The sequence below is a fragment of the Telluria sp. AC161 genome (assembly GCF_979258535.1).
In genome coordinates this window covers 1,659,335-1,677,789 of record NZ_OZ409861.1, presented here as the reverse complement: position 1 = coordinate 1,677,789, position 18,455 = coordinate 1,659,335, and the positions used below count along the sequence as shown (strand labels likewise).

16 protein-coding genes are annotated in these 18,455 nt (G+C 66.2%); 10 read left to right on the top strand and 6 right to left on the bottom strand.

Going from position 1 to position 18,455, the window contains the following annotated elements; translation table 11 throughout:
- Positions 1 to 70: 70 nt before the first annotated feature.
- The 3 genes from ACZ0AJ_RS07590 to upp all read right to left on the bottom strand — a co-directional run bounded on the left by ACZ0AJ_RS07590 (position 71) and on the right by upp (position 1,621).
- The gene (locus ACZ0AJ_RS07590; protein WP_137176112.1) at positions 71 to 274 is read right to left on the bottom strand and encodes a cold-shock protein; all 204 of its coding nucleotides are present in this window, start codon (positions 272 to 274) and stop codon (positions 71 to 73) included.
- 319 nt (positions 275 to 593) lie between these two features.
- Positions 594 to 965, bottom strand: a complete 372-nt coding sequence (locus ACZ0AJ_RS07585) for an Hpt domain-containing protein (RefSeq protein ID WP_499453626.1) — start codon at positions 963 to 965, stop codon at positions 594 to 596.
- A 5-nt stretch (positions 966 to 970) separates the two neighbouring features.
- A complete protein-coding gene (upp, locus tag ACZ0AJ_RS07580; RefSeq protein WP_183552029.1) occupies positions 971 to 1,621 on the bottom strand; it encodes a uracil phosphoribosyltransferase in 651 nt (216 codons plus the stop codon).
- Between the two features lie 489 nt (positions 1,622 to 2,110).
- Here upp and ACZ0AJ_RS07575 point away from each other — a divergent pair, with 489 nt between their 5' ends.
- Together ACZ0AJ_RS07575 and ACZ0AJ_RS07570 are read left to right on the top strand one after the other, a co-directional pair.
- A complete protein-coding gene (locus ACZ0AJ_RS07575) occupies positions 2,111 to 3,847 on the top strand; it encodes a putative bifunctional diguanylate cyclase/phosphodiesterase (protein WP_499454408.1) in 1,737 nt (578 codons plus the stop codon).
- Positions 3,844 to 5,337, top strand: a complete 1,494-nt coding sequence (locus tag ACZ0AJ_RS07570; protein WP_499454406.1) for an HDOD domain-containing protein — start codon at positions 3,844 to 3,846, stop codon at positions 5,335 to 5,337. The genes ACZ0AJ_RS07575 and ACZ0AJ_RS07570 overlap by 4 nt, the downstream gene beginning before the upstream one ends.
- Positions 5,338 to 5,376: 39 nt before the next feature.
- Here the strand turns inward: ACZ0AJ_RS07570 and aroC are convergent, their stop codons facing one another.
- Positions 5,377 to 6,471 carry a chorismate synthase gene (gene aroC, locus ACZ0AJ_RS07565; RefSeq protein ID WP_499453620.1) on the bottom strand — a complete coding sequence of 365 codons (1,095 nt, stop codon included), beginning with the start codon at positions 6,469 to 6,471 and terminating at the stop codon, positions 5,377 to 5,379.
- A 215-nt stretch (positions 6,472 to 6,686) separates the two neighbouring features.
- Between aroC and ACZ0AJ_RS07560 the strand changes: the two genes are divergently transcribed.
- A complete protein-coding gene (locus ACZ0AJ_RS07560; protein ID WP_499454404.1) occupies positions 6,687 to 8,987 on the top strand; it encodes an EAL domain-containing response regulator in 2,301 nt (766 codons plus the stop codon).
- A gap of 12 nt (positions 8,988 to 8,999) precedes the next feature.
- Here the strand turns inward: ACZ0AJ_RS07560 and ACZ0AJ_RS07555 are convergent, their stop codons facing one another.
- Entirely contained in the window at positions 9,000 to 9,452 is a 453-nt protein-coding gene (locus ACZ0AJ_RS07555; RefSeq protein WP_183552023.1) for a CBS domain-containing protein, read from the bottom strand.
- Between the two features lie 201 nt (positions 9,453 to 9,653).
- On the opposite strand from ACZ0AJ_RS07555, the gene ACZ0AJ_RS07550 reads away from it, so the two are divergent.
- Positions 9,654 to 10,442 (top strand): alpha/beta fold hydrolase, encoded by a 789-nt coding sequence (locus ACZ0AJ_RS07550; protein ID WP_499453618.1) that lies wholly within the window; start codon positions 9,654 to 9,656, stop codon positions 10,440 to 10,442.
- Here ACZ0AJ_RS07550 and ACZ0AJ_RS07545 read toward each other — a convergent pair.
- Entirely contained in the window at positions 10,435 to 11,859 is a 1,425-nt protein-coding gene (locus ACZ0AJ_RS07545) for a YihY family inner membrane protein (protein WP_499454401.1), read from the bottom strand. The genes ACZ0AJ_RS07550 and ACZ0AJ_RS07545 overlap by 8 nt on opposite strands.
- 78 nt (positions 11,860 to 11,937) lie before the next feature.
- On the opposite strand from ACZ0AJ_RS07545, the gene wrbA reads away from it, so the two are divergent.
- The 6 genes from wrbA to ACZ0AJ_RS07515 all read left to right on the top strand — a co-directional run bounded on the left by wrbA (position 11,938) and on the right by ACZ0AJ_RS07515 (position 18,437).
- The gene (gene wrbA / locus ACZ0AJ_RS07540) at positions 11,938 to 12,549 is read left to right on the top strand and encodes an NAD(P)H:quinone oxidoreductase (RefSeq protein ID WP_499453614.1); all 612 of its coding nucleotides are present in this window, start codon (positions 11,938 to 11,940) and stop codon (positions 12,547 to 12,549) included.
- Positions 12,549 to 12,947 (top strand): DUF2069 domain-containing protein, encoded by a 399-nt coding sequence (locus ACZ0AJ_RS07535; protein WP_183552018.1) that lies wholly within the window; start codon positions 12,549 to 12,551, stop codon positions 12,945 to 12,947. The genes wrbA and ACZ0AJ_RS07535 overlap by 1 nt, the downstream gene beginning before the upstream one ends.
- Positions 12,940 to 14,361 carry an FAD-binding oxidoreductase gene (locus ACZ0AJ_RS07530; protein ID WP_499453612.1) on the top strand — a complete coding sequence of 474 codons (1,422 nt, stop codon included), beginning with the start codon at positions 12,940 to 12,942 and terminating at the stop codon, positions 14,359 to 14,361. Before ACZ0AJ_RS07535 ends, ACZ0AJ_RS07530 begins: the two co-directional genes overlap by 8 nt.
- A gap of 121 nt (positions 14,362 to 14,482) precedes the next feature.
- Positions 14,483 to 14,821, top strand: coding sequence for a DUF4124 domain-containing protein (locus ACZ0AJ_RS07525; protein ID WP_499454399.1), 339 nt, complete (start codon positions 14,483 to 14,485; stop codon positions 14,819 to 14,821).
- Positions 14,809 to 17,358 carry an FtsX-like permease family protein gene (locus tag ACZ0AJ_RS07520; RefSeq protein WP_499453608.1) on the top strand — a complete coding sequence of 850 codons (2,550 nt, stop codon included), beginning with the start codon at positions 14,809 to 14,811 and terminating at the stop codon, positions 17,356 to 17,358. The genes ACZ0AJ_RS07525 and ACZ0AJ_RS07520 overlap by 13 nt, the downstream gene beginning before the upstream one ends.
- On the top strand, positions 17,358 to 18,437 hold the full coding sequence (locus ACZ0AJ_RS07515) for a lipocalin-like domain-containing protein (protein WP_499453606.1): 1,080 nt from the start codon (positions 17,358 to 17,360) through the stop codon (positions 18,435 to 18,437). The genes ACZ0AJ_RS07520 and ACZ0AJ_RS07515 overlap by 1 nt, the downstream gene beginning before the upstream one ends.
- Positions 18,438 to 18,455 lie beyond the last annotated feature (18 nt).

Sequence of the window (18,455 nt, the reverse complement as noted above, 5' to 3'; positions counted from 1 at the left end):
ACGCAAGGTACAGACGAAAAAAATCCCCGGCAGTTCCGGGGATTTTGGTCTCGCAACGCCTGTTAGGCGATTACAGAGGCTGGATGTTCGAGGCTTGCTTGCCCTTAGGGCCGGTGGTCACGTCGAACGAGACGCGCTGGTTTTCCTGCAGCGACTTGAAGCCGTTGCTCTGGATAGCCGAGAAGTGCGCGAACAGATCTTCGCCGCCTTCATCAGGGGTGATGAAGCCGAAGCCCTTCGAGTCATTGAACCATTTAACGATGCCAGTTGCCATTACAATTTCCTATTTCGGTTAGTTGGGCTTGCGCCCGTTTTAGATCGTTTGAAGAAGCAAGAAAGAAATGACAGACAGACTGCACTACTACCTCGAACCCAACGATCCCACATTATACCGAATATTTCTCGCGCATGCCCTGTTCGTTGAATAAAAATACGTAAGTAGCCCTACGATTCCTGATGCCAATAAATACGACAGCGGGATTTTTTAATTCGGTATGCAGCAAAGAATAGAGGCAAGGACGGTTAATTTGTTTGCGCTTGATCAAATTCCGGTGTGCTCGACAATTGCGCGCGCGGCTTGCGCTGCCGGTAGTTCAGGTCAGTGCCTTGGGGTCGCGTAGCACAGCGGCAATATAGTCGTCGAGCTCGGCGCGCCAGGCTTGCCACTCGCCAGCGGCGACGGCATCGAACGCCCGCAGTACGCGCAGCCGCTGTTCGAGCAGGCGCGCGTGATGACCGAGGCCGCGAAACCCGAAGGTCGCTGCCGAACCGGCCAGCGTGTGGAGCATCGCCTGCAGCTCACCGGCCGGCCCGGCCGGGTCGAACCCGGACGCGCCGGCTGGTGCGAGCTCTTGCGACAACTGCGCCAGACGCCCGAACGTGGATGGCAGGCGCGCCGCGAACTTGTCGTTCAGTTCGGCCAAGCGGGCGAAGAATTGCTGGTCAGCCGGCTGCGTCATGGTCATGCCGCCTACTTGGTGCCGAAGATACGGTCACCCGCATCGCCCAGGCCCGGGATGATGTAGGCGTGTTCGTTCAGGTGCGAGTCCAGCGACGCGACGTAGACCTTGACGTTCGGATGCGCGTCCTGCACCACCTGGATGCCTTCGGGCGCGGCGACCAGCGCCAGGAACAGGATCTGCTCGTCCGGCACGCCGCGCTTTTTCAGCACATCGATCGCATGCACCGCCGAGTTGCCAGTGGCAATCATCGGATCGCACAGGATGAAGGTGCGATCGGTCGTGTCCGGCAAGCGGACCATGTACTCGACCGGCTCATGCGTATCAGGATCGCGGAACACGCCGATGTGCCCGACGCGCGCCGATGGCACCAGCTCCAGCAGGCCATCGCTCATGCCGATACCGGCGCGCAGGATCGGCACCACGGCCAGCTTCTTGCCAGCGATTACCGGCGCATCGATCGTCACCAGCGGCGTGCGGATCTGGCGCGTCGTCAGCGGCAAGTCGCGCGTGATCTCGTAACCCATCAGCAGCGTGATCTCGCGCAGCAGCTCGCGGAACGTGCGCGTCGACGTGTCGTGCTCGCGCATGTGCGACAGCTTGTGCAGGATCAACGGGTGGTTCAGGATGAAGAGGTTCGGGAAGCGCGGATCTTGGTTCATGGCGGGGCTCGACGCAGTCGATGAAGCTTGTAAGCCAGCATTATCACAGGCACAACGTGGTTTGTCCCGGCTCCCGCCGAAATAATTCTGGGTCGACGCCCCCGGCGCGAAGCAGCTGACCGCCTGCACCGCCCTGCCCGTCAGCCGTTCTGCTGCCCCGTCCCTGTTGCCGGATGACGCCTGTCGTCTGGTCCAGCGCATGAATGTTTCACGATGACACAAATCTGGTTGCATTAAAGCATTAAATTAAGCGATAGATATTTTCTACTCAGCAATAATCAGCGACAATACGCAGATGACGGGCTTGCCTGCCAGCGTGCAGGCGCGCGCACGCGCGGTCGGGGCAGCGAACGCACCGTACGTTGCTCATTCTGATGCAGTACGGAATTTTTCAGTGATAGACTCGTCCCTGGTTTGTTGCCCGGCACGGATAACAAGATGATATCGGCATGGTTTGAGCATGCCGCGAAACGAGAGCCCTGACCGACCATGCTGACCCCACCTTCCGCAGCTTCCCATCCGCCAACGGCGCACCTGCCGCCGGCGACGCTGCTCGACGGTCTGCTGGAAAGCGCGGGCGACGCCGTATTCCGGGTGGCTTCAAGTGGGGTAATCCGTGCCGCAGGCACCCGTGCCCAGCGCCTGCACGGGTATGCGCCGGGCTGTTCGCTGGTCTCGCTCGTGCACGACGTCGACCAGGCGGCCTTGCGCCACGCACTGGACGGCGCCGCAACGGCGCACGAAGCCGCGCTGGTCGAAGCGCGCTTTCGCAGCGGCGAGCGTGACATCTGGTTCGAACTGCGCATTGCCCAGCTTACCACCGGCGACGATGCGCAAATCCTCGTGATCGGGCGCGACATGTCATCGCAGCACGCGACCGAAGAGCGGCTGCGCCACATGGCGACCCATGACGCACTGACCGAATTGCCGAACCGCCTGCTGCTGGCCGACCGCATCCGCGTCGTGATCTCGAATGCGCGCCGGTCCGGTCAGGGCTTTTCGGTCGTCGCGATCGGCATGGACGGCTTCAAGAAGGTCAACGACGGCCTGGGCCACCCGCTGGGCGACGCCGTGCTGCAAATGGCCGCCACGCGCCTGCGCCGGGTTCTGCGCGACAGCGATACGCTGGCGCGCGTCGGTGGCGACGAATTCGTGGCCGTGCTGCCGGGCACCTTCAGCGAGGCCCAGATCAAGCTCGTCACCGGGCGCCTGATGGCCACGCTGCAGTCGCCGTTCGAGACGGGTGGCCACACGATCTACCTGGGCGCCTCGATTGGCGTGACCGTGTACCCGGAGCACGCCGAAGACGAGGTGCGCCTGGTGACGCTGGCCGACGCCGCCCTGTCGCGCGCGAAGGAAACCGGCAAGGGCCGTACGGTGCTGTACAGCCCGCGCGACCAGGGCCCGCCCGAGCACGACATCTCGCTCGAGGCGGCCATGTTCAAGGCAGTGCGCGAAGGCGAGTTCCTGCTCTATTACCAGCCGATCGTCGACGCCCGCACGAAAGTCATCGAAGGCTTCGAGACGCTGATGCGCTGGAAGCACCCGACGCTTGGCATGGTGCCGCCGGTGCGCTTCATCCCGATTGCTGAAAACAATGGCCTGATCAACCTGCTGGGCGCCTGGGCACTGAAGGCGGCCTGCATGCAGATCCGCCAGTTTCAGGAAGTGGCGGGCCGCGAGCTGTATATCTCGGTCAACATCAGCCCGCGCCAGTTCCGCAGCGACCGGTTTCTGTCCGAGCTCGACGACGCGCTGGCGATGTCCGGCGCCGAAGGGCACCAGCTGGTGCTCGAAATTACCGAAGGCACGCTGATGGTCGATCCGGCCCACGCCGAGGCCGTCATGGAAAAAATGGTCGAGCGCAAGGTACGCATCGCGATTGACGATTTCGGGACCGGCTACTCGTCGCTGGCCTACCTGAAGCGCTTCCCGATTTCGGTGCTCAAGATCGACCGCGCATTCGTCAAGGACCTGCCCGGCTCTCACAAGGACGCCGCCATCTGCAAGGTCGTGCTCGACCTGGCCCGCCACCTGAGCCTGGCCGTCGTGGCCGAAGGCGTCGAAACCGAAGACCAGCTGGCCTGGCTGGACGAACAGGGTTGCCACTATGTCCAGGGCTACCTGACGGGCAAGCCGATGCCGGCCAACGTGGCCGTCACGGCCCTCAAGGAAAACCTTTATACCGCTCTTCTGCCGGCCGACACCCGGACAGGGAAACCATGACCACACCAATCACCACCGCGCGCTCGGCGAAAGCGCAAGCCACTCTCGCCCTGCTGTGGGAACGCATTCGCCGCCAGGGCGACATGCCCGGCTTTACCAAGGCCATCAATGCCATCCTGGCGTCGATGCGCGGCGAGGACGAGCGCGAATTCTCGATGACGCAGACCGTGTTGTCCGACCCCGTGCTGACCCAGAAGGTCCTGCGCCTGGCCAACAGCAGCATGTACGCGGCGTTCGGCCAGCACGTCAACACGATTTCCAGGGCCGTGCTGGTGCTGGGCACCGAAAGCATCGGCCATCTGGCGCTGGGGCTGAAACTGATCGAGGAACTCGGGCGCAGCACGCCGGACACCGAGATCGCGCACATCGAGATGGAAAAAGCCGTGCTGGCCGGGATGGTGGCGCAGCAACTGGCCACCGGCGCCCAGGTGCGCAATCCCGAAGAAGCCGTGGTCTGCTCGATCCTGCACTCGCTGGGCCGCATGATGATCACGTTCTACATGCCCGAGCGCTGGGCCCTGATCCAGGCCGGGGCGGCGGGCGGCGACGACACGGCGGCCGCCCATGACGTGCTCGGATTGCATCTCGAGGAACTGGGCCGCGCCACCGCGGCCCATTGGGGCCTGCCCGGCAACCTGGTGGCCGGCATGCGCCGGGTCGAACCGGGCGAACGGGGCGAAGCCTTCGACCACGATGACTGGCTGGCGGCGCTGGGCACGATGTCGACCCGCGCCGCCGATGCAATGTGGGCGGACGACGCGACCGGCGCCGACAAGGTGGCCGAACTGGCCGAGCAGTTCGCCCCGATGCTGGGCATTTCGCCGGCCGGCATCCTGGCCTCGATCGACCGGGCCCGGATCGAAGCGGCGGCTGATCTGTCGATCGCGCCGCTGGCCCGGCCGGCCGAGAAACGGGCGCGCCTGGCCGCGGCCACGCGCGAGCGCATCGCCGGCAACCAGATCCTGATGGGCGGCGTGGCCGACATGCGCGACGCGGGCCCGGACGCCACCGCCGGCCAGATGATGTCGCTGGCGCTGGAAACCATGCACGAGGGGCTGTCGTTCACCCGCTCGTTTGCCTTCCTGCGCAACCGGCGCGAGGGACGCTACGCGGCGCGCCTGGCGCTGGGCGAGAATGCCAAGGCGCTGCAGCCGGATCTGACCTTCGACGACACCTATGAGGCGAACGTCTTCCACGCGGCGCTGGCGAGCGACCGCGTGATCTTCATCGAGAATGCGCATGACGCCAAGTTCGCGGCCAAGCTGCCGGACTGGTGGAAGGACACGCTGTCGGAGGCGCGCTGCTTCATCGTGATTCCGCTGTGCGCGCACGGCCAGCCGGCCGGCTTCATTTATGGCGACTGGGATGGCACCTATCCCCAGGTGATCCTGAGCCAGACGGAGTTCGGGTTGCTCAACGAGCTGCGCACACTGGTTGTGCGCACGGTAGAGCGACGTCACCAGATCGACGCGAGCGCGACCCGCGTCTGAGCAACCGGGGGCCGTGCTGGCCACCCCGGCTACGGACGGTTACGTCAGGCGGGGCGTAGCGACCTTCACGTCGCCACACTGCGCGCGGTGCATCAGGGCGTGATCGATCAGCACCAGCGCCAGCATCGCTTCGGCAATTGGCGTTGCCCGGATGCCCACGCACGGGTCGTGGCGCCCGAAGGTTTCCACCAGCGCCGGATTGCCTTCCTTGTCGATCGAACGGCGTGGCACCCGGATCGACGAGGTCGGCTTGATCGCCAGCGACACCGTGATGTCCTGTCCCGTCGAGATCCCGCCCAGCACCCCACCGGCATGGTTGCCAATAAACCCTTCTTGCGTCAGCTCGTCGCCATGCTCGGAACCGCGCTGCGCCACCGAGGCAAAACCGGCGCCGATTTCCACGCCCTTGACGGCATTGATGCCCATCATCCCGTAGGCGATGTCGGCATCGAGCTTGTCATAGATCGGCTGACCCCAGCCCACCGGCACGCCACGCGCGATGACGTCGATGCGCGCGCCGATCGAGTCGCCGTCGCGGCGCAACTGATCCATTGCATCTTCCATGCGCGCCAGCAGCGCGGCGTCGCCCGTGGCGGCAAAGAAAGGATTGGCGTGCACGTGCTCCCAGCCGTCGAATGGCACGTCGATGTCGCCCAGCGCGCGCATGCAGCCCAGGAACTCGGTGCCGTACTGCTCGCGCAACCATTTTCTGGCGACGGCGCCCGCGCCCACCACCGGCGCCGTCAGGCGCGCCGATGAACGCCCGCCGCCGCGCGGATCGCGCACGCCGTACTTGTGCCAGTACGTATAGTCAGCGTGGCCGGGACGGAAGCTCTCGGCGATATTGCCGTAATCCTTGCTGCGCTGGTCTTCGTTGCGAATCAGCAGCGCGATCGGCGTGCCGGTCGTAACGCCCTGGTAGACGCCGGACAGGATCTCGACCCGGTCGGGTTCCTGGCGCTGCGTGACGTGGCGCGACGTGCCGGGCTTGCGGCGGTCAAGGTCAGCCTGGATATCGGCTTCGGTCAGCGCCATGCCGGGTGGGCAGCCATCGATGACGCAACCGATCGCGGGACCGTGCGATTCGCCAAAAGTGGTGACGGAAAACAGCTTGCCAAATGTATTGCCGGACATGGATATGAAGGGGTGCGGTTTGATCGAAAAAGCATTTTAACAGGCGATCCGGGGAGCAGAAACGGACAATCTGCAATCGACCCTCGCCAAAATGTTTCTATCAGGCTATATTTACCAAGATATATCACTGTTGAACAACCGCTGGCTTCCTTTCCTATTTACAAATGCCTATATACTTGACGTATACATGCCAAGCCTCCCTGGAGACGTAGCACATGCCAGCTTCGACGCCGACCGCCGACCCATTGCAGGACCCCATGATGGATGACCTCGTCTTTGCCGACGAAGTCGATGCCGTCGACACCGGCAGACGGGCACCGTGGCGCATCCTGATTGTCGACGACGATGCCGATGTGCATTCGACGACCACGTTCGCGCTGGACAACGTCGTCATGCAGGGCCGTGGATTGGCCTTCCTGCATGCCTACTCGGCCGCCGAGGCATTCGCACTGCTGGGCCGTGAAAACGACATCGCCGTCATCCTGCTGGACGTCGTGATGGAGCGCGCTGACGCCGGCCTGCAACTGGTGCGCCGCATCCGCGAAGAGCTGGACCTGCATGACGTGCGCATCATCCTGCGTACCGGCCAGCCTGGCTATGCGCCCGAAATGGAGGCGATCCGCGGCTATGACATCAACGATTACCGCACAAAGTCAGAACTGACCCGCACCAAGCTCTACACCGCTGTGGCCGCCGCCATCCGCTCGTACGAACAACTCTGCGCGCTCGAAGCCAACCGGATCGGCATGGAGCGCATCGTCGCCGCTTGCGCGCAGCTGATGGCACTGCACGGCGTGCGCGACGTGGCATACGGCATCCTGGCCCAGGCTGCCGGGCTGGTCGGGCAGCCGGTCGACGGCGTGCTCTGCACGCGGGAGTTCAGCGATGGCACTGGCGCAGTCGGCGCGCTATGCGTGGTGGCCGCCTGCGGCGACAGCCGCGACCTCGACGGCTGCGAACTCGGCGCGCAGTACGACGATCCGCACGTGACCCGGCTCGCGCTGGCCGCCGAGCGCACGATCGCGCAGCGCGGCTGCACGACCGACGACGGCATGCTGACCTTGTTCTTCCCCGGCAAGGCCGGACGCGATTTCGTGGCCTGCATGCCGCTTGAACGCCCGATCAGCGACGTCGAGACGCGCCTGCTGAAGGTCTTTTGCGGCATGGTGGCCGTCAGCCTCGACAATTGCGAACTGGTGACCGACCTGAACAAGTCGGCGTTCCACGATCCGCTCACCGGCCTGCCCAACCGCACGCGCATGATCGAGCTGATCGACGCCACGCTGGCCGCGGGCGCCGACAGCGACGCTGTGCTGGCGCTGGTCGACATCGACCACTTCGCAGAAACCAATGACGCACTCGGGCACCGCTTCGGCGACCTGCTGCTGGCCGCCGTCGCCCGGCGCCTGTGCACGCGCCTGGCGTCCCCAGTCGCGCCTGGTCTCGCACCGGCCCTGCATATCGGCCGCATCGGCGGCGACATCTTCTGCGTGCTGGGCGGTGCCGAGCTGGTCCAGCCGGCCGCGCTGCAGAAGCTGTTTCTCGACGCGTTCCACATCGATGGCCAGGACGTCCAGGTGTCGTCCACGCTGGGTCTCGTTTGCCTGCGCGAGCACGATGGCAGCGGTGCCGATGCCCTCAAGGATGGCGACATCGCGCTCAAGCGCGCCAAGCTGCAGCAGCGCGCCGGCCACTGTTATTTTTCGCGCAGCATGGGCGTCGAGATTCGCGAGCGGGTGCGCATGATGCATGCGCTGCGCAGCGGCTTCCAGCGCGGCGAACTGTTTCTGGATTATCAGCCGCAGATCGACCTGACCACCAACCGCGCCATTGGCGCCGAGGCGCTGCTGCGCTGGCGTCAGCCGGATGGCAAACTCGTCCCGCCCGACCGCTTCATCCCGATTGCCGAATACTCGGGCCTGATCGTGGAGATCGGCGAATGGGTGCTGCGCGAGGCCTGCACCGAGCTGCTGCGCCTGCGCGCCGCCGGTCACACGGCATTTACCATGTCGGTCAATGTCTCGCAGGTGCAGCTGCGGCATCCGCACTTTCTCGACATGCTGCGCCGCGCGCTTGCCGATACGGGCGCGCCGCCCGACTTCATCGAACTGGAGATCACGGAATCGATGGCCATGGAAGAGCCGGCCGCGCTCGTGGAAAAGCTCGCGCACGTCAAGCGCACCGGCGTGTCGATCGCGATCGACGATTTCGGCACCGGGTTTTCATCGCTGTCGCACCTGCAGCGGCTGCAAGTGGACCGGCTCAAGATCGACCGCACGTTCGTCACCGAGATTACCGGCTCGGCGCGCGGCAGCAGCATCGCGCAGATGGTGGTGCAGCTGGGCCGCAACCTGGGCTTGTCGGTGATTGCAGAAGGGGTGGAAGACGAGCGCCAGGCGCAGATCCTGCGCGAACTCGGTTGTCCGCTAGCCCAGGGCTACCTGTATTCGCGGCCGTTGTCGCCCGAGGCGCTGCTGGCCTGGCTGGCTGGTGAGCCGGTCACGCGCACGGCGTGACCGGTGACATGGTCAGTCCGGCGCGTTCTGCTCGGCTGGCCAGTCGCGGATATAGGCCTTGAGCATGCGGTTCTCAAAGCTTTGCGCTTCCAGCACGGCGCGCGCCACATCGTAGAACGAGATCACGCCCAGCAGCGTGCGTGCATCCATCACGGGCAGATAGCGTGCATGCTTTTCCAGCATGATGCGGCGTACCTCGTTGACTTCAGTCTCCGGTGTGACGGTGATCGGGCTGTCGTCCATGTGACGACGCACCGTGCCGGCGCCCACCGCGCCGCCATTGGCGTGCAGCGTCTTGAGCACTTCGCGGAACGTCAGCATGCCCACCAGATCGCCGTATTCCATGACGACGAGCGAACCGATATCGTTCTCGGACATCGTGGTTACGGCCTCGACCAGGGGCTGGTCGGGCGTCACGGTGTACAGGATATTGCCCTTCACTTGCAGGATTTCCGAAACTTTCATGCTGGCCACCCCCGCGCGGTCAATACTGCTGTTGGATAAATTTGTATAAGGCATAACGCCGACTGTAGCCTATGCCCGGTAAAAAATCCAGCATTGCGCCACCTCAAGGTGCGGGCACGGCCGCAGAATGGTGCAGTGCAGATTGCGCAAACGGCCAACGCTGCTAGGATGGCGCTCTTCCATCCAGACAGGCTATCTGACATGCAATTCACGATCGACGGGCATACCGCCTTTTGCCATACCGGCGACAACCCGTTCGACCCGGCGCTGCCCACGGTCGTGCTGGTGCACGGCGCCTTGAACGACCACGCGGTGTGGGCACAGCAAAGCCGGGCGCTCGCCGCGCGCGGCTTTGCCGTGCTGGCGCCCGATCTGCCCGGCCATGGGCGCAGTGACGGGCCGGCCTTGCGCTCGGTCGAGGCGCTGGCCGACTGGCTGATCGCCCTGCTCGATGCGGCGGGCGTCGAGCGTGCGCTGCTGGCCGGTCACAGCATGGGTGCGCTGGTCGCGCTGGAAGCGGCGTCCCGGGCGCCGCAGCGCGCCGCCGGCCTGGCCTTGCTGGGCGCCACGTTCCCGATAAAGGTGGCCGACGCCCTGCTCGCCACGGCGCTGGACGATCAGCAGGCCGCCATTGACATGGTCGTGACCTGGTCGCATGCGGCATCGAGCGACCCGTCAGTTGCCGACGCCGCACGCGACATGATGCAGCGCCTGGCAGCCGGTAGCAGTGAGCCGCTGCTGCACACCGATCTGGCCGCGTGCAATGCGTACGCCAACGGCATGACGGCCGCCACCGCAGTGACCTGTCCGGTCGTGTTCTTGCAGGGAACGCAGGACAAGATGACGCCGCCGCGCAAGGCTGGTGCACTGACTGACGCGATTACCCATGCAACCATCGTCACGGTCGATACGGGTCACGCGATGATGCAGGAAGCGCCCGAGGCGGTGTCGAACGCGCTGCTGGCGCAGGCTGAACGACTGATCAGCTGACCGGCGCAGCAGTCGCATCCACGTCGGCGTCGGCGTCGGCGTCCCCGGCATCGCCAGAGTCGCCGAAATGCTCGCGCAGCGTTTCGCCCAGCCCGGCCTCGACCGCCTCTTCGACCCGGCGCGCCAGCGCGCCGGTGTCGAGCGACAGGGCGGTATCGGGGCTGGCCTCTTCTTCGCGCTGCACGGCCTCCTCCACCGCGAAGTCGAACACAAACAGGCGATACACGTCGGCCAGGCGCAGCGTATCCGGGTCAGCCAGCAGCACCCAGTGCTCCTGACTGGCGCGCTTGGTGTGGCGCCAGCTGATCTTCGCCGGCGCCTGGTCGTGCACGCGCCCGACCCAGCCTTCGGCCACCATCCGGTGCAGCAGGCGCGCCAGTTCGTTGTAACCGATGCGCGTGTGATGGCGGATGGTGCTGCCGGACACGAGCGCCGTGCCACTCAACTTTGCACTGCCGTGCAGGACTTTCAGCACCGACATCGCGTCGACGAAGGCGCCGCCGGGTGCGGCCTGGTACCACCAGCGTTCGTATTTGACGACCGGCAGTGCCGCCGTTAGCAAGGCGCCCACCAGCGTGATCATCCAGGTGACATAGATCCAGACCAGGAACAGCGGCAGCGCGGCCAGCGCGCCGTAGATGATCGCGTAGGTCGGAAACTGGCGGATGAAGAGGCCAAACACGCGCTTGGCGACTTCGAACGCGATCGCGGCGGCGAGCGCGCCCCAGAACGCGTCGCGCCAGGCGACATGGCGATTCGGCACCGCCACGTACAGCAACGTGTAGCCACCCGTCGTCGCGGCAATCGATGCCAGCGTGAAGGCCAGCGTGGCCAGCACGCTGGCATCGCGCTCCAGCCCACCGGTGACGTCCACCAGCTGTGACGTGAAACTGAGCGAGGCGCCGAACAGGATCGGACCCAGCGTGATCAGGGCCCAGTACACCAGCAGGCGCTGGGTCCACGGACGGGGCTGGCGCACGCCCCAGATCTGGTTGAAGACCCGCTCGATCAGGCTCATGGTCGCGGCCGTCGTAAACAGCAGCGCTACGGCGCCCAGCGCCGACAGGCCCTTGGCCTTGCTGGCAAACTGCGTCAGGTTGCCGCTGATCGTGCTAGCGATGGCCGGCGGCATCAGGTTCTGCACGAACCAGGCGTCGACCATCGTGCGTACCTGGCCGAACGCCGGAAACATCGTGAAAATGGCCAGCACGATCGTGAGCAGCGGCACCAGCGCCAGCGTGGTCGTAAAGGTCAGGCTGCCGGCAACCTGCGGCAGGCGCTCTTCGCGCAGGCGGCGCAGCGCAAAGCGCACCAGATCCTTGGCCTCGGCCCGCGTCAGGCTGCGCTCGAGGCTGCCGTCGGCGCTGTCGGTAACGGTGTGGGAAGGATGCTGCGGCGATTGGTTCGGCATGGCCATGGAAATACCCGATTCAGGCCACGAATTGGGCGTCAACCCGGGCATGTCACTTCAACAAAGCGCACTATAATACCAAGGATGAACACGAACCCTTTGAGCATCCTGGTTTTGTACTACTCCCGCCACGGCGCCACGCGCAAGCTGGCAGAGCTGATCGCCCAGGGCATCGACAGCGTCCCCGGCGCCGAGGCGCGCCTGCGCACCGTGCCCGGTGTGTCATCGGTGGCAGAAGCGACTGCGCCGTCCATCCCCGAAGATGGCGCGCCGTATGTCGAAGCGGCCGACCTGGCCGAATGCGCGGGCCTCGCGCTGGGCTCGCCCACGCGCTTTGGCAATATGGCCTCGAGCATGAAGTACTTCCTCGACGGCACCGCCGCCGAGTGGGTCAATGGCACGCTGTCAGGCAAGCCGGCGGTCGTGTTCACGTCCACCGGCAGCCTGCACGGCGGGCAAGAGGCAACACTGCTGTCGATGATGATTCCCCTGCTGCACCACGGCATGCTCGTGATGGGCTTGCCGTACACGCATCCCGAACTGATGAACACCGCCAGCGGCGGCAGCCCGTACGGCGCCACCCACTGGGCCGGCGTCGATGGCAAACGCGCCATCACCGAGGACGAGCGCGCCTTGTCGATCGCGCTTGGTCGCCGCCTGGCAACCGCGGCGCTCAAACTGCACGAAGGTCAATAATGGGCAAAGGCAGAGTCTTTCATATCGGCGCGGTACTCAGCCTGGTCTGGCTGATCGGCTGGCTGGTGGCGTGGGAAGCGTTCGTCGCACCGCTCCAGCCGGGCAGCTGGCTGCTGGCACTGAAAGCGCTGCCGTTGCTGCTGCCGCTGCGCGGCGTCATCAAGCGCGACTTGTACACGCTGCAATGGTCGTCGATGCTGATCCTGATTTACTTTGCCGAAGGCGCCGTGCGGGCCTGGGCCGATACCAACCCGCTGTCGCGCCAGATGGCCATCGGTGAAGTCGTGCTGGTGGTCGTGTTCTACGTCTGCGCCCTGCTGTACCTGCGCCCGTTCAAGAAGGAAGCGCAGCGCATGGCCAAGGAATTGCTGGACAAGGTCAAAGTCCCGCATGGTTGACCAGTCAGCGGTCGCCTTCCTGCAAGGGCTGCGCTCCATCGTGGGCGTCGGCCATGTCATCACGGATCAGGCCGACATGGCGGGCTACCTGGCCGACTGGCGCGGCCGCTACAGTGGCCGCGCACGCGCTGTCGTACTGCCGCTGGACACCGATCAGGTCGCTGCAATCGTGCGCCTGTGCGCCAGCGCCGGTGCCCCCATCGTCCCGCAAGGCGGCCGCACGGGCCTGGTCATGGGCAGCGTGCCCGATACATCGGGCGACGCGATCGTGCTGTCGCTGCGCCGCCTGAACCGCATCCGCGCGATCGACCCGGCCAACCGTACCATGACGGTCGAAGCCGGCTGCATCCTGGCCGACATCCAGGCCGCCGCCGCCGGGGCCGGCATGCTGTATCCGCTGTCGCTGGCCGCCGAAGGCTCGTGCACGATTGGCGGCAACCTGTCGACCAATGCCGGCGGCACTGCCGTGCTGCGCTACGGGAATACGCGCGACCTGTGCCTGGGCCTCGAAGTCGTCAACGCCGAGGGCGCCGTCTGGGATGGCTTGCGCGGTCTGCGCAAGGACAACACGGGCTACGCGCTGCGCGACCTGTTCATCGGCGCCGAAGGCACGCTGGGCGTCATCACAGCCGCGGTGTTGAAACTGTTTCCGGCGCCGCGCGGCGTGCTCACAGCCCTTGTCGCGCTGGACTCGCCGCGCCAGGCGCTGGCACTACTGAATTTGCTGCAGGCGCGCTGCGGCGCGGCGCTCACCGGCTTCGAACTGATGTCGGCTGTGTGCCTGGACCTGGTCGCGCAACAGTTCCCTGCCCTGCCACAACCGTTCGCCACGCGCCACCCGCAGTATGCGCTCGTGGAATTGTCGAGCAATGAATCCGAGGCACATGCGCAGGCGCTGCTCGAATCCGGCATCGGCGCCGCGCTGGAAGACGGCATCGCCCGCGACGCCGTCGTGGCAACATCCAGCCAGCAAGCGCTTGGCCTGTGGCGCCTGCGGGAACACATCCCATTGGCGCAGGCGGCGGCCGGCAAGAACATCAAGCACGACATCTCGTTGCCGGTCTCGACGATTCCGGATTTCATCGCGCACACCGACGCTGCGCTCGACCGGGCGTTCCCGGGCTGCGTGCTGGTCACGTTCGGCCACCTGGGCGATGGCAACCTGCATTACAACGTGGCGCCGCCACCGGGCGTTGCGCACGACACCTTCCTGCTGCAGCAAGATGCCGTGAACCGCATCGTGCACGACGCGGTGGTGGCGTTTGCCGGCTCGATCTCGGCCGAGCACGGCATCGGCGCGCTGAAACGCGACGAACTGGCACGCACCAAGTCGCCGGTCGAACTTGGCATGATGCGTGCCATCAAAACCGCGCTCGACCCGCTGGGCATCATGAATCCGGGGAAAATACTATGACCGGGAGCCTGCCATGCGTTGCCCGTGGTGCCTATGTTGCCTTGTATTGTGTGCGGCGTGCTGCGCCGTGTGCCGGCTGGCCACGGCCGGCGCGGTCTATAAATGTCATGACGGAGCGCACGTGAGTTACGCTGACCACCCCTGCCGTGGCGCCGGCGCGCCGCTCGCGCTGCCGCCTGCCCCGCAGCCCGATCCCGTGCAGGCCGCGCGCCTGGCCGCTGCCCGCACCGCACTGGCAGCCATCGACCGGACACGCGCAGTGCAAGCTGAACGTGATGCCCATGAATTCGAGCGCACCGCGCGTGCCGCGCTGGCCCTGCGCAAGCGCTGCGACAAGCTGCGTCTGCAGGCACGCTGGGCCGACGAAGACCTGACGCGCAGCACCGATGCGGCAAAAGCCATCGCCCGCATCAAGGCGCGCCGCATGTCTGAAACACTGGCGGTCGAATGCCCGGGTTGAGCCGGCTCACGCGCTGGCTGCTGCTCGGCGAGTGGCGCGCGCACCCGGTCCGCGCGCTCGTCGCGATTGCCGCGATTGCCGTTGGCGTGTCGATGGGCTTTGCCATCCACCTGATCAACGCCGCAGCCTTCAATGAATTCTCGGCCGCCGTCAAGAGCCTGTCGGGCCAGGCGGATATCCAGGTTCAGGGGCGCGAGCTGCTGTTCGACGAAGCGGTGTACCCGCAGCTGGCCAGCCACCCGGACGTCGCGGTGGCCGCCCCCATTCTCGAGGTGCAGGCCGGCATGCCGGGCCAGGACACGCCGCTGCGCATCATCGGCATCGATGCCTTTCGCGCCGGCTTCATCTCGCCCGACCTGACCGGTGTGCCGGGCAACGGCCGTATGCTGGACGTGCTGGCCGACGATGCGCTGTTCCTGTCACCTGCCGCCGAAGCGTGGCTGGGCAAGCGGCGTGGCGACTCACTGAATCTGCGCGCGGGCACCGGCGTCATCGCGCTGCGCGTGGCCGGCCCCGTGCAGCGGGCGCGCAGCGGCCAGCGCCTGGCCGTGATGGACATCGGCGCGCTGCAGTGGCGCCTCGAACGCGTCGGCAAGCTCTCGCGCGTGGACCTCAAGCTGCGCAGCGGCGTCGACCGCGCCGCGTTCCAGCGCGCGCTGGCGGCCGATCTCGAGCGCACCTGGCCGGGCCGCTTCACGGTCGGCCAGCCGAACGACGCTGACCAGGAAAGCCGCACGTCCAACATGAGCCGTGCCTACCGCGTCAATCTGACGGTGCTGGCTTTGGTGGCGCTGTTTACCGGCGCCTTCCTCGTATTCTCGACCCAGGCGCTGTCCGTCATGCGCCGGCGCAGCCAGTTCGCGCTGCTGCGCGTGCTGGGCTTCGAACGGGGCCAGTTGCTGCGTCAGGTGCTGCTCGAAGGCGCGAGCCTGGGCGTGGCCGGCAGCCTGCTGGGCATTGGCGCCGGCTACGCGCTGGCCGCCACCGCACTGCATTATTTTGGCGGCGACCTCGGCGCCGGCTATTTCCCCGGCATTCGCCCGCAGGTGGCGTTCACGCCGGGCGCCGCCGTCGTCTTCTTCGGGCTGGGCCTGGGTGTGGCCTTGCTTGGTTGCCTGGCGCCGGCATGGGAAGCGGCGCGCGCCCGGCCGGCCGTGGCAATCAAGTCCGGCGCCGACGAAGCGCCGCTATCGCGCCTGGCGCGCGTTTGGCCGTCGCTTGCCTGTCTGGCGATCGCCGCGCTGTTCGCCTTTGCGCCGCCCGTGTTCGAGCTGCCGCTGTTTGGCTACCTGGCGATCGCGTTGCTGCTCGTGGGCGGCATCGGCCTGATGCCGCGCTTTGCCGCCGTTACGTTCCGCGCGCTCGAAGGCTTGCTGGCAAAGAAGCGGCATCCGCTGCCCGTGCTGGCGCTGTCGCTCGGGCGCCTGGCCAATGCGCCAGGCCAGGCCTCGATTGCGCTGGGCGGCATCCTGGCCAGTTTCAGCCTGATGGTGGCGATGGGGATCATGGTCTCGAGCTTCCGGGTCTCGGTCGACGACTGGATGGGCCACATCCTGCCGGCCGACCTGTATGTGCGCACGCTGGATGCCGGCGGTACCGGTTACCTGAGCCCGGCGCAGCAGGCTGCCTTGACGGCGCTGCCTGGCGTGCAGCAGATCCAGTTCCTGCGCACGCGGCGCGTGTCGCTCGCGCCCGGGCGGCCACCGGTCGTCGTCATCGCGCGCGACATCGACGTGCGCGATCCGGCGCGCCTGTTGTATCTGGTGGGCGCCAGCGCGCCGATTCCTGCCGGCGCGCGGCCGGCCTGGGTGTCCGAGGCGCTGCTGGATCTGTATGGCGCGCGCGTCGGCCAGATGCTGCGCCTGCCGCTGGGAGGCGCCGAGACGCCGTTCTTTGTGGCCGGCGCCTGGCGCGATTACGCCAACCAGAGCGGCTCGGTCGTCATCCAGCTGGCCGACTACCGCAAGCTGACCGGCGAAGGCGATGTCACCGATGCGGCGCTGTGGACCGGCGACGGCGTCGACGCGGAAGCGCTGGAAACCCGTTTGCGCGCGCTGCCATTCGGCGCGGCGCTCACCTTCATGCGCCCGGGCGACATCCGCGCCGCGAGCCTGAAGATTTTCGACCGCAGTTTCGCAGTCACGTACTTGCTGGAGGCGATCGCGATCGCCATCGGGCTATCGGGCATCGCGGCCAGTTTTTCGGCCCAGACTTTGGCACGGGCGCGAGAATTCGGTATGCTGCGCCACGTCGGCGTCACGCGGCGCCAGGTCCTGCAGCTGCTCGCCTTCGAAGGCGGCCTGCTCACCGGCCTGGGCGTCATCGCCGGTTTCGTGCTCGGGCTGACCATCAGCCTGATCCTGGTATTCGTGATCAACCCGCAGTCGTTCCACTGGACCATGGGCCTGCACCTGCCATGGCCACTGCTGGGCAGCGTGGCCGCGGTGCTGGTGATCGCGTCCATCGCCACCGCGCTCGTGTCAGGCCGCCAGGCCTTATCAAGCGGTCCGGTGCGCGCTGTCAGAGAGGATTGGTAATGCGTTTCATCCTGGGTGTACTGCTGTCGCTGTTGACGTTGCTGGCGCTGCCAGCGCGCGCCGAACCGCCCGTGTTTGCCCCCGTCACGCCCGGCGCGGCGCTGACGTTCCCGCGCGACTACGGTGCCCATCCCGAGTTTCGCACCGAATGGTGGTACGTCACCGGCTGGGTCGAAACGCCCGACAAGCGCCCGCTGGGGTTCCAGGTCACGTTCTTTCGCAGCCGCACGGGCGTGGACGGCGCCAATCCGAGCCACTTCACGCCGCGCCAGCTGGTGATCGGCCACGCGGCGCTGTCCGACCCGGCGGTCGGGCGCCTCGTGCACGACCAGCGCAGCGCGCGCGAAGGCTTCGGCCTGGCCTGGGCCCGCCCCGGCAACACCGACCTGAAACTGGACGACTGGCGCATGGTGCGCGACCAGGATGGCACCTACCGCGTCACCATCCGCTCGAACCAGCTGACGCTGGAACTGCGTCTGCGCCCCACGCAACCGGTGCTGGCACAGGGCCAGGGCGGCTACTCGCGCAAGGGCCCGAGCGCGCAGCATGCCAGCTACTACTACAGCGAACCGCAACTGGCCGTCACGGGCAGCGTGGGCCGCGCCGGCATGGCCGCCACGGCCGTCACCGGGAGCGCCTGGCTCGATCACGAGTGGTCGAGCGAAGCCCTGCAGCCTGACGCCGTGGGCTGGAACTGGGTTGGTGCCAACCTCGACGACGGCGGCGCGCTGATGGCTTTCCAGATCCGCGACAAGCAAGGTGGTAAACTATGGGCGCACGCCACCCGGCGCGACAAGGCAGGCAAGGTCACGCATTACGCGCCGGAGCAGATCACGTTCACGCCGAAGACGCTGTGGACGTCCCCGCGCACGCAGGCGACTTACCCGATCGCCACCACGATCACCACCGGCGACCAGGTATGGCAGATCGTCCCGCTGCAGAACGACCAGGAACTCGATTCGCGCCGCTCGACGGGCGCCGTGTACTGGGAAGGCGCAGTCACGATCCAGCAGAACGGGCGCCGCGTCGGCCGCGGCTACCTCGAGATGACCGGCTATGTGCAGCCGATGAAATTATAAGAATCCCACGAAGACACG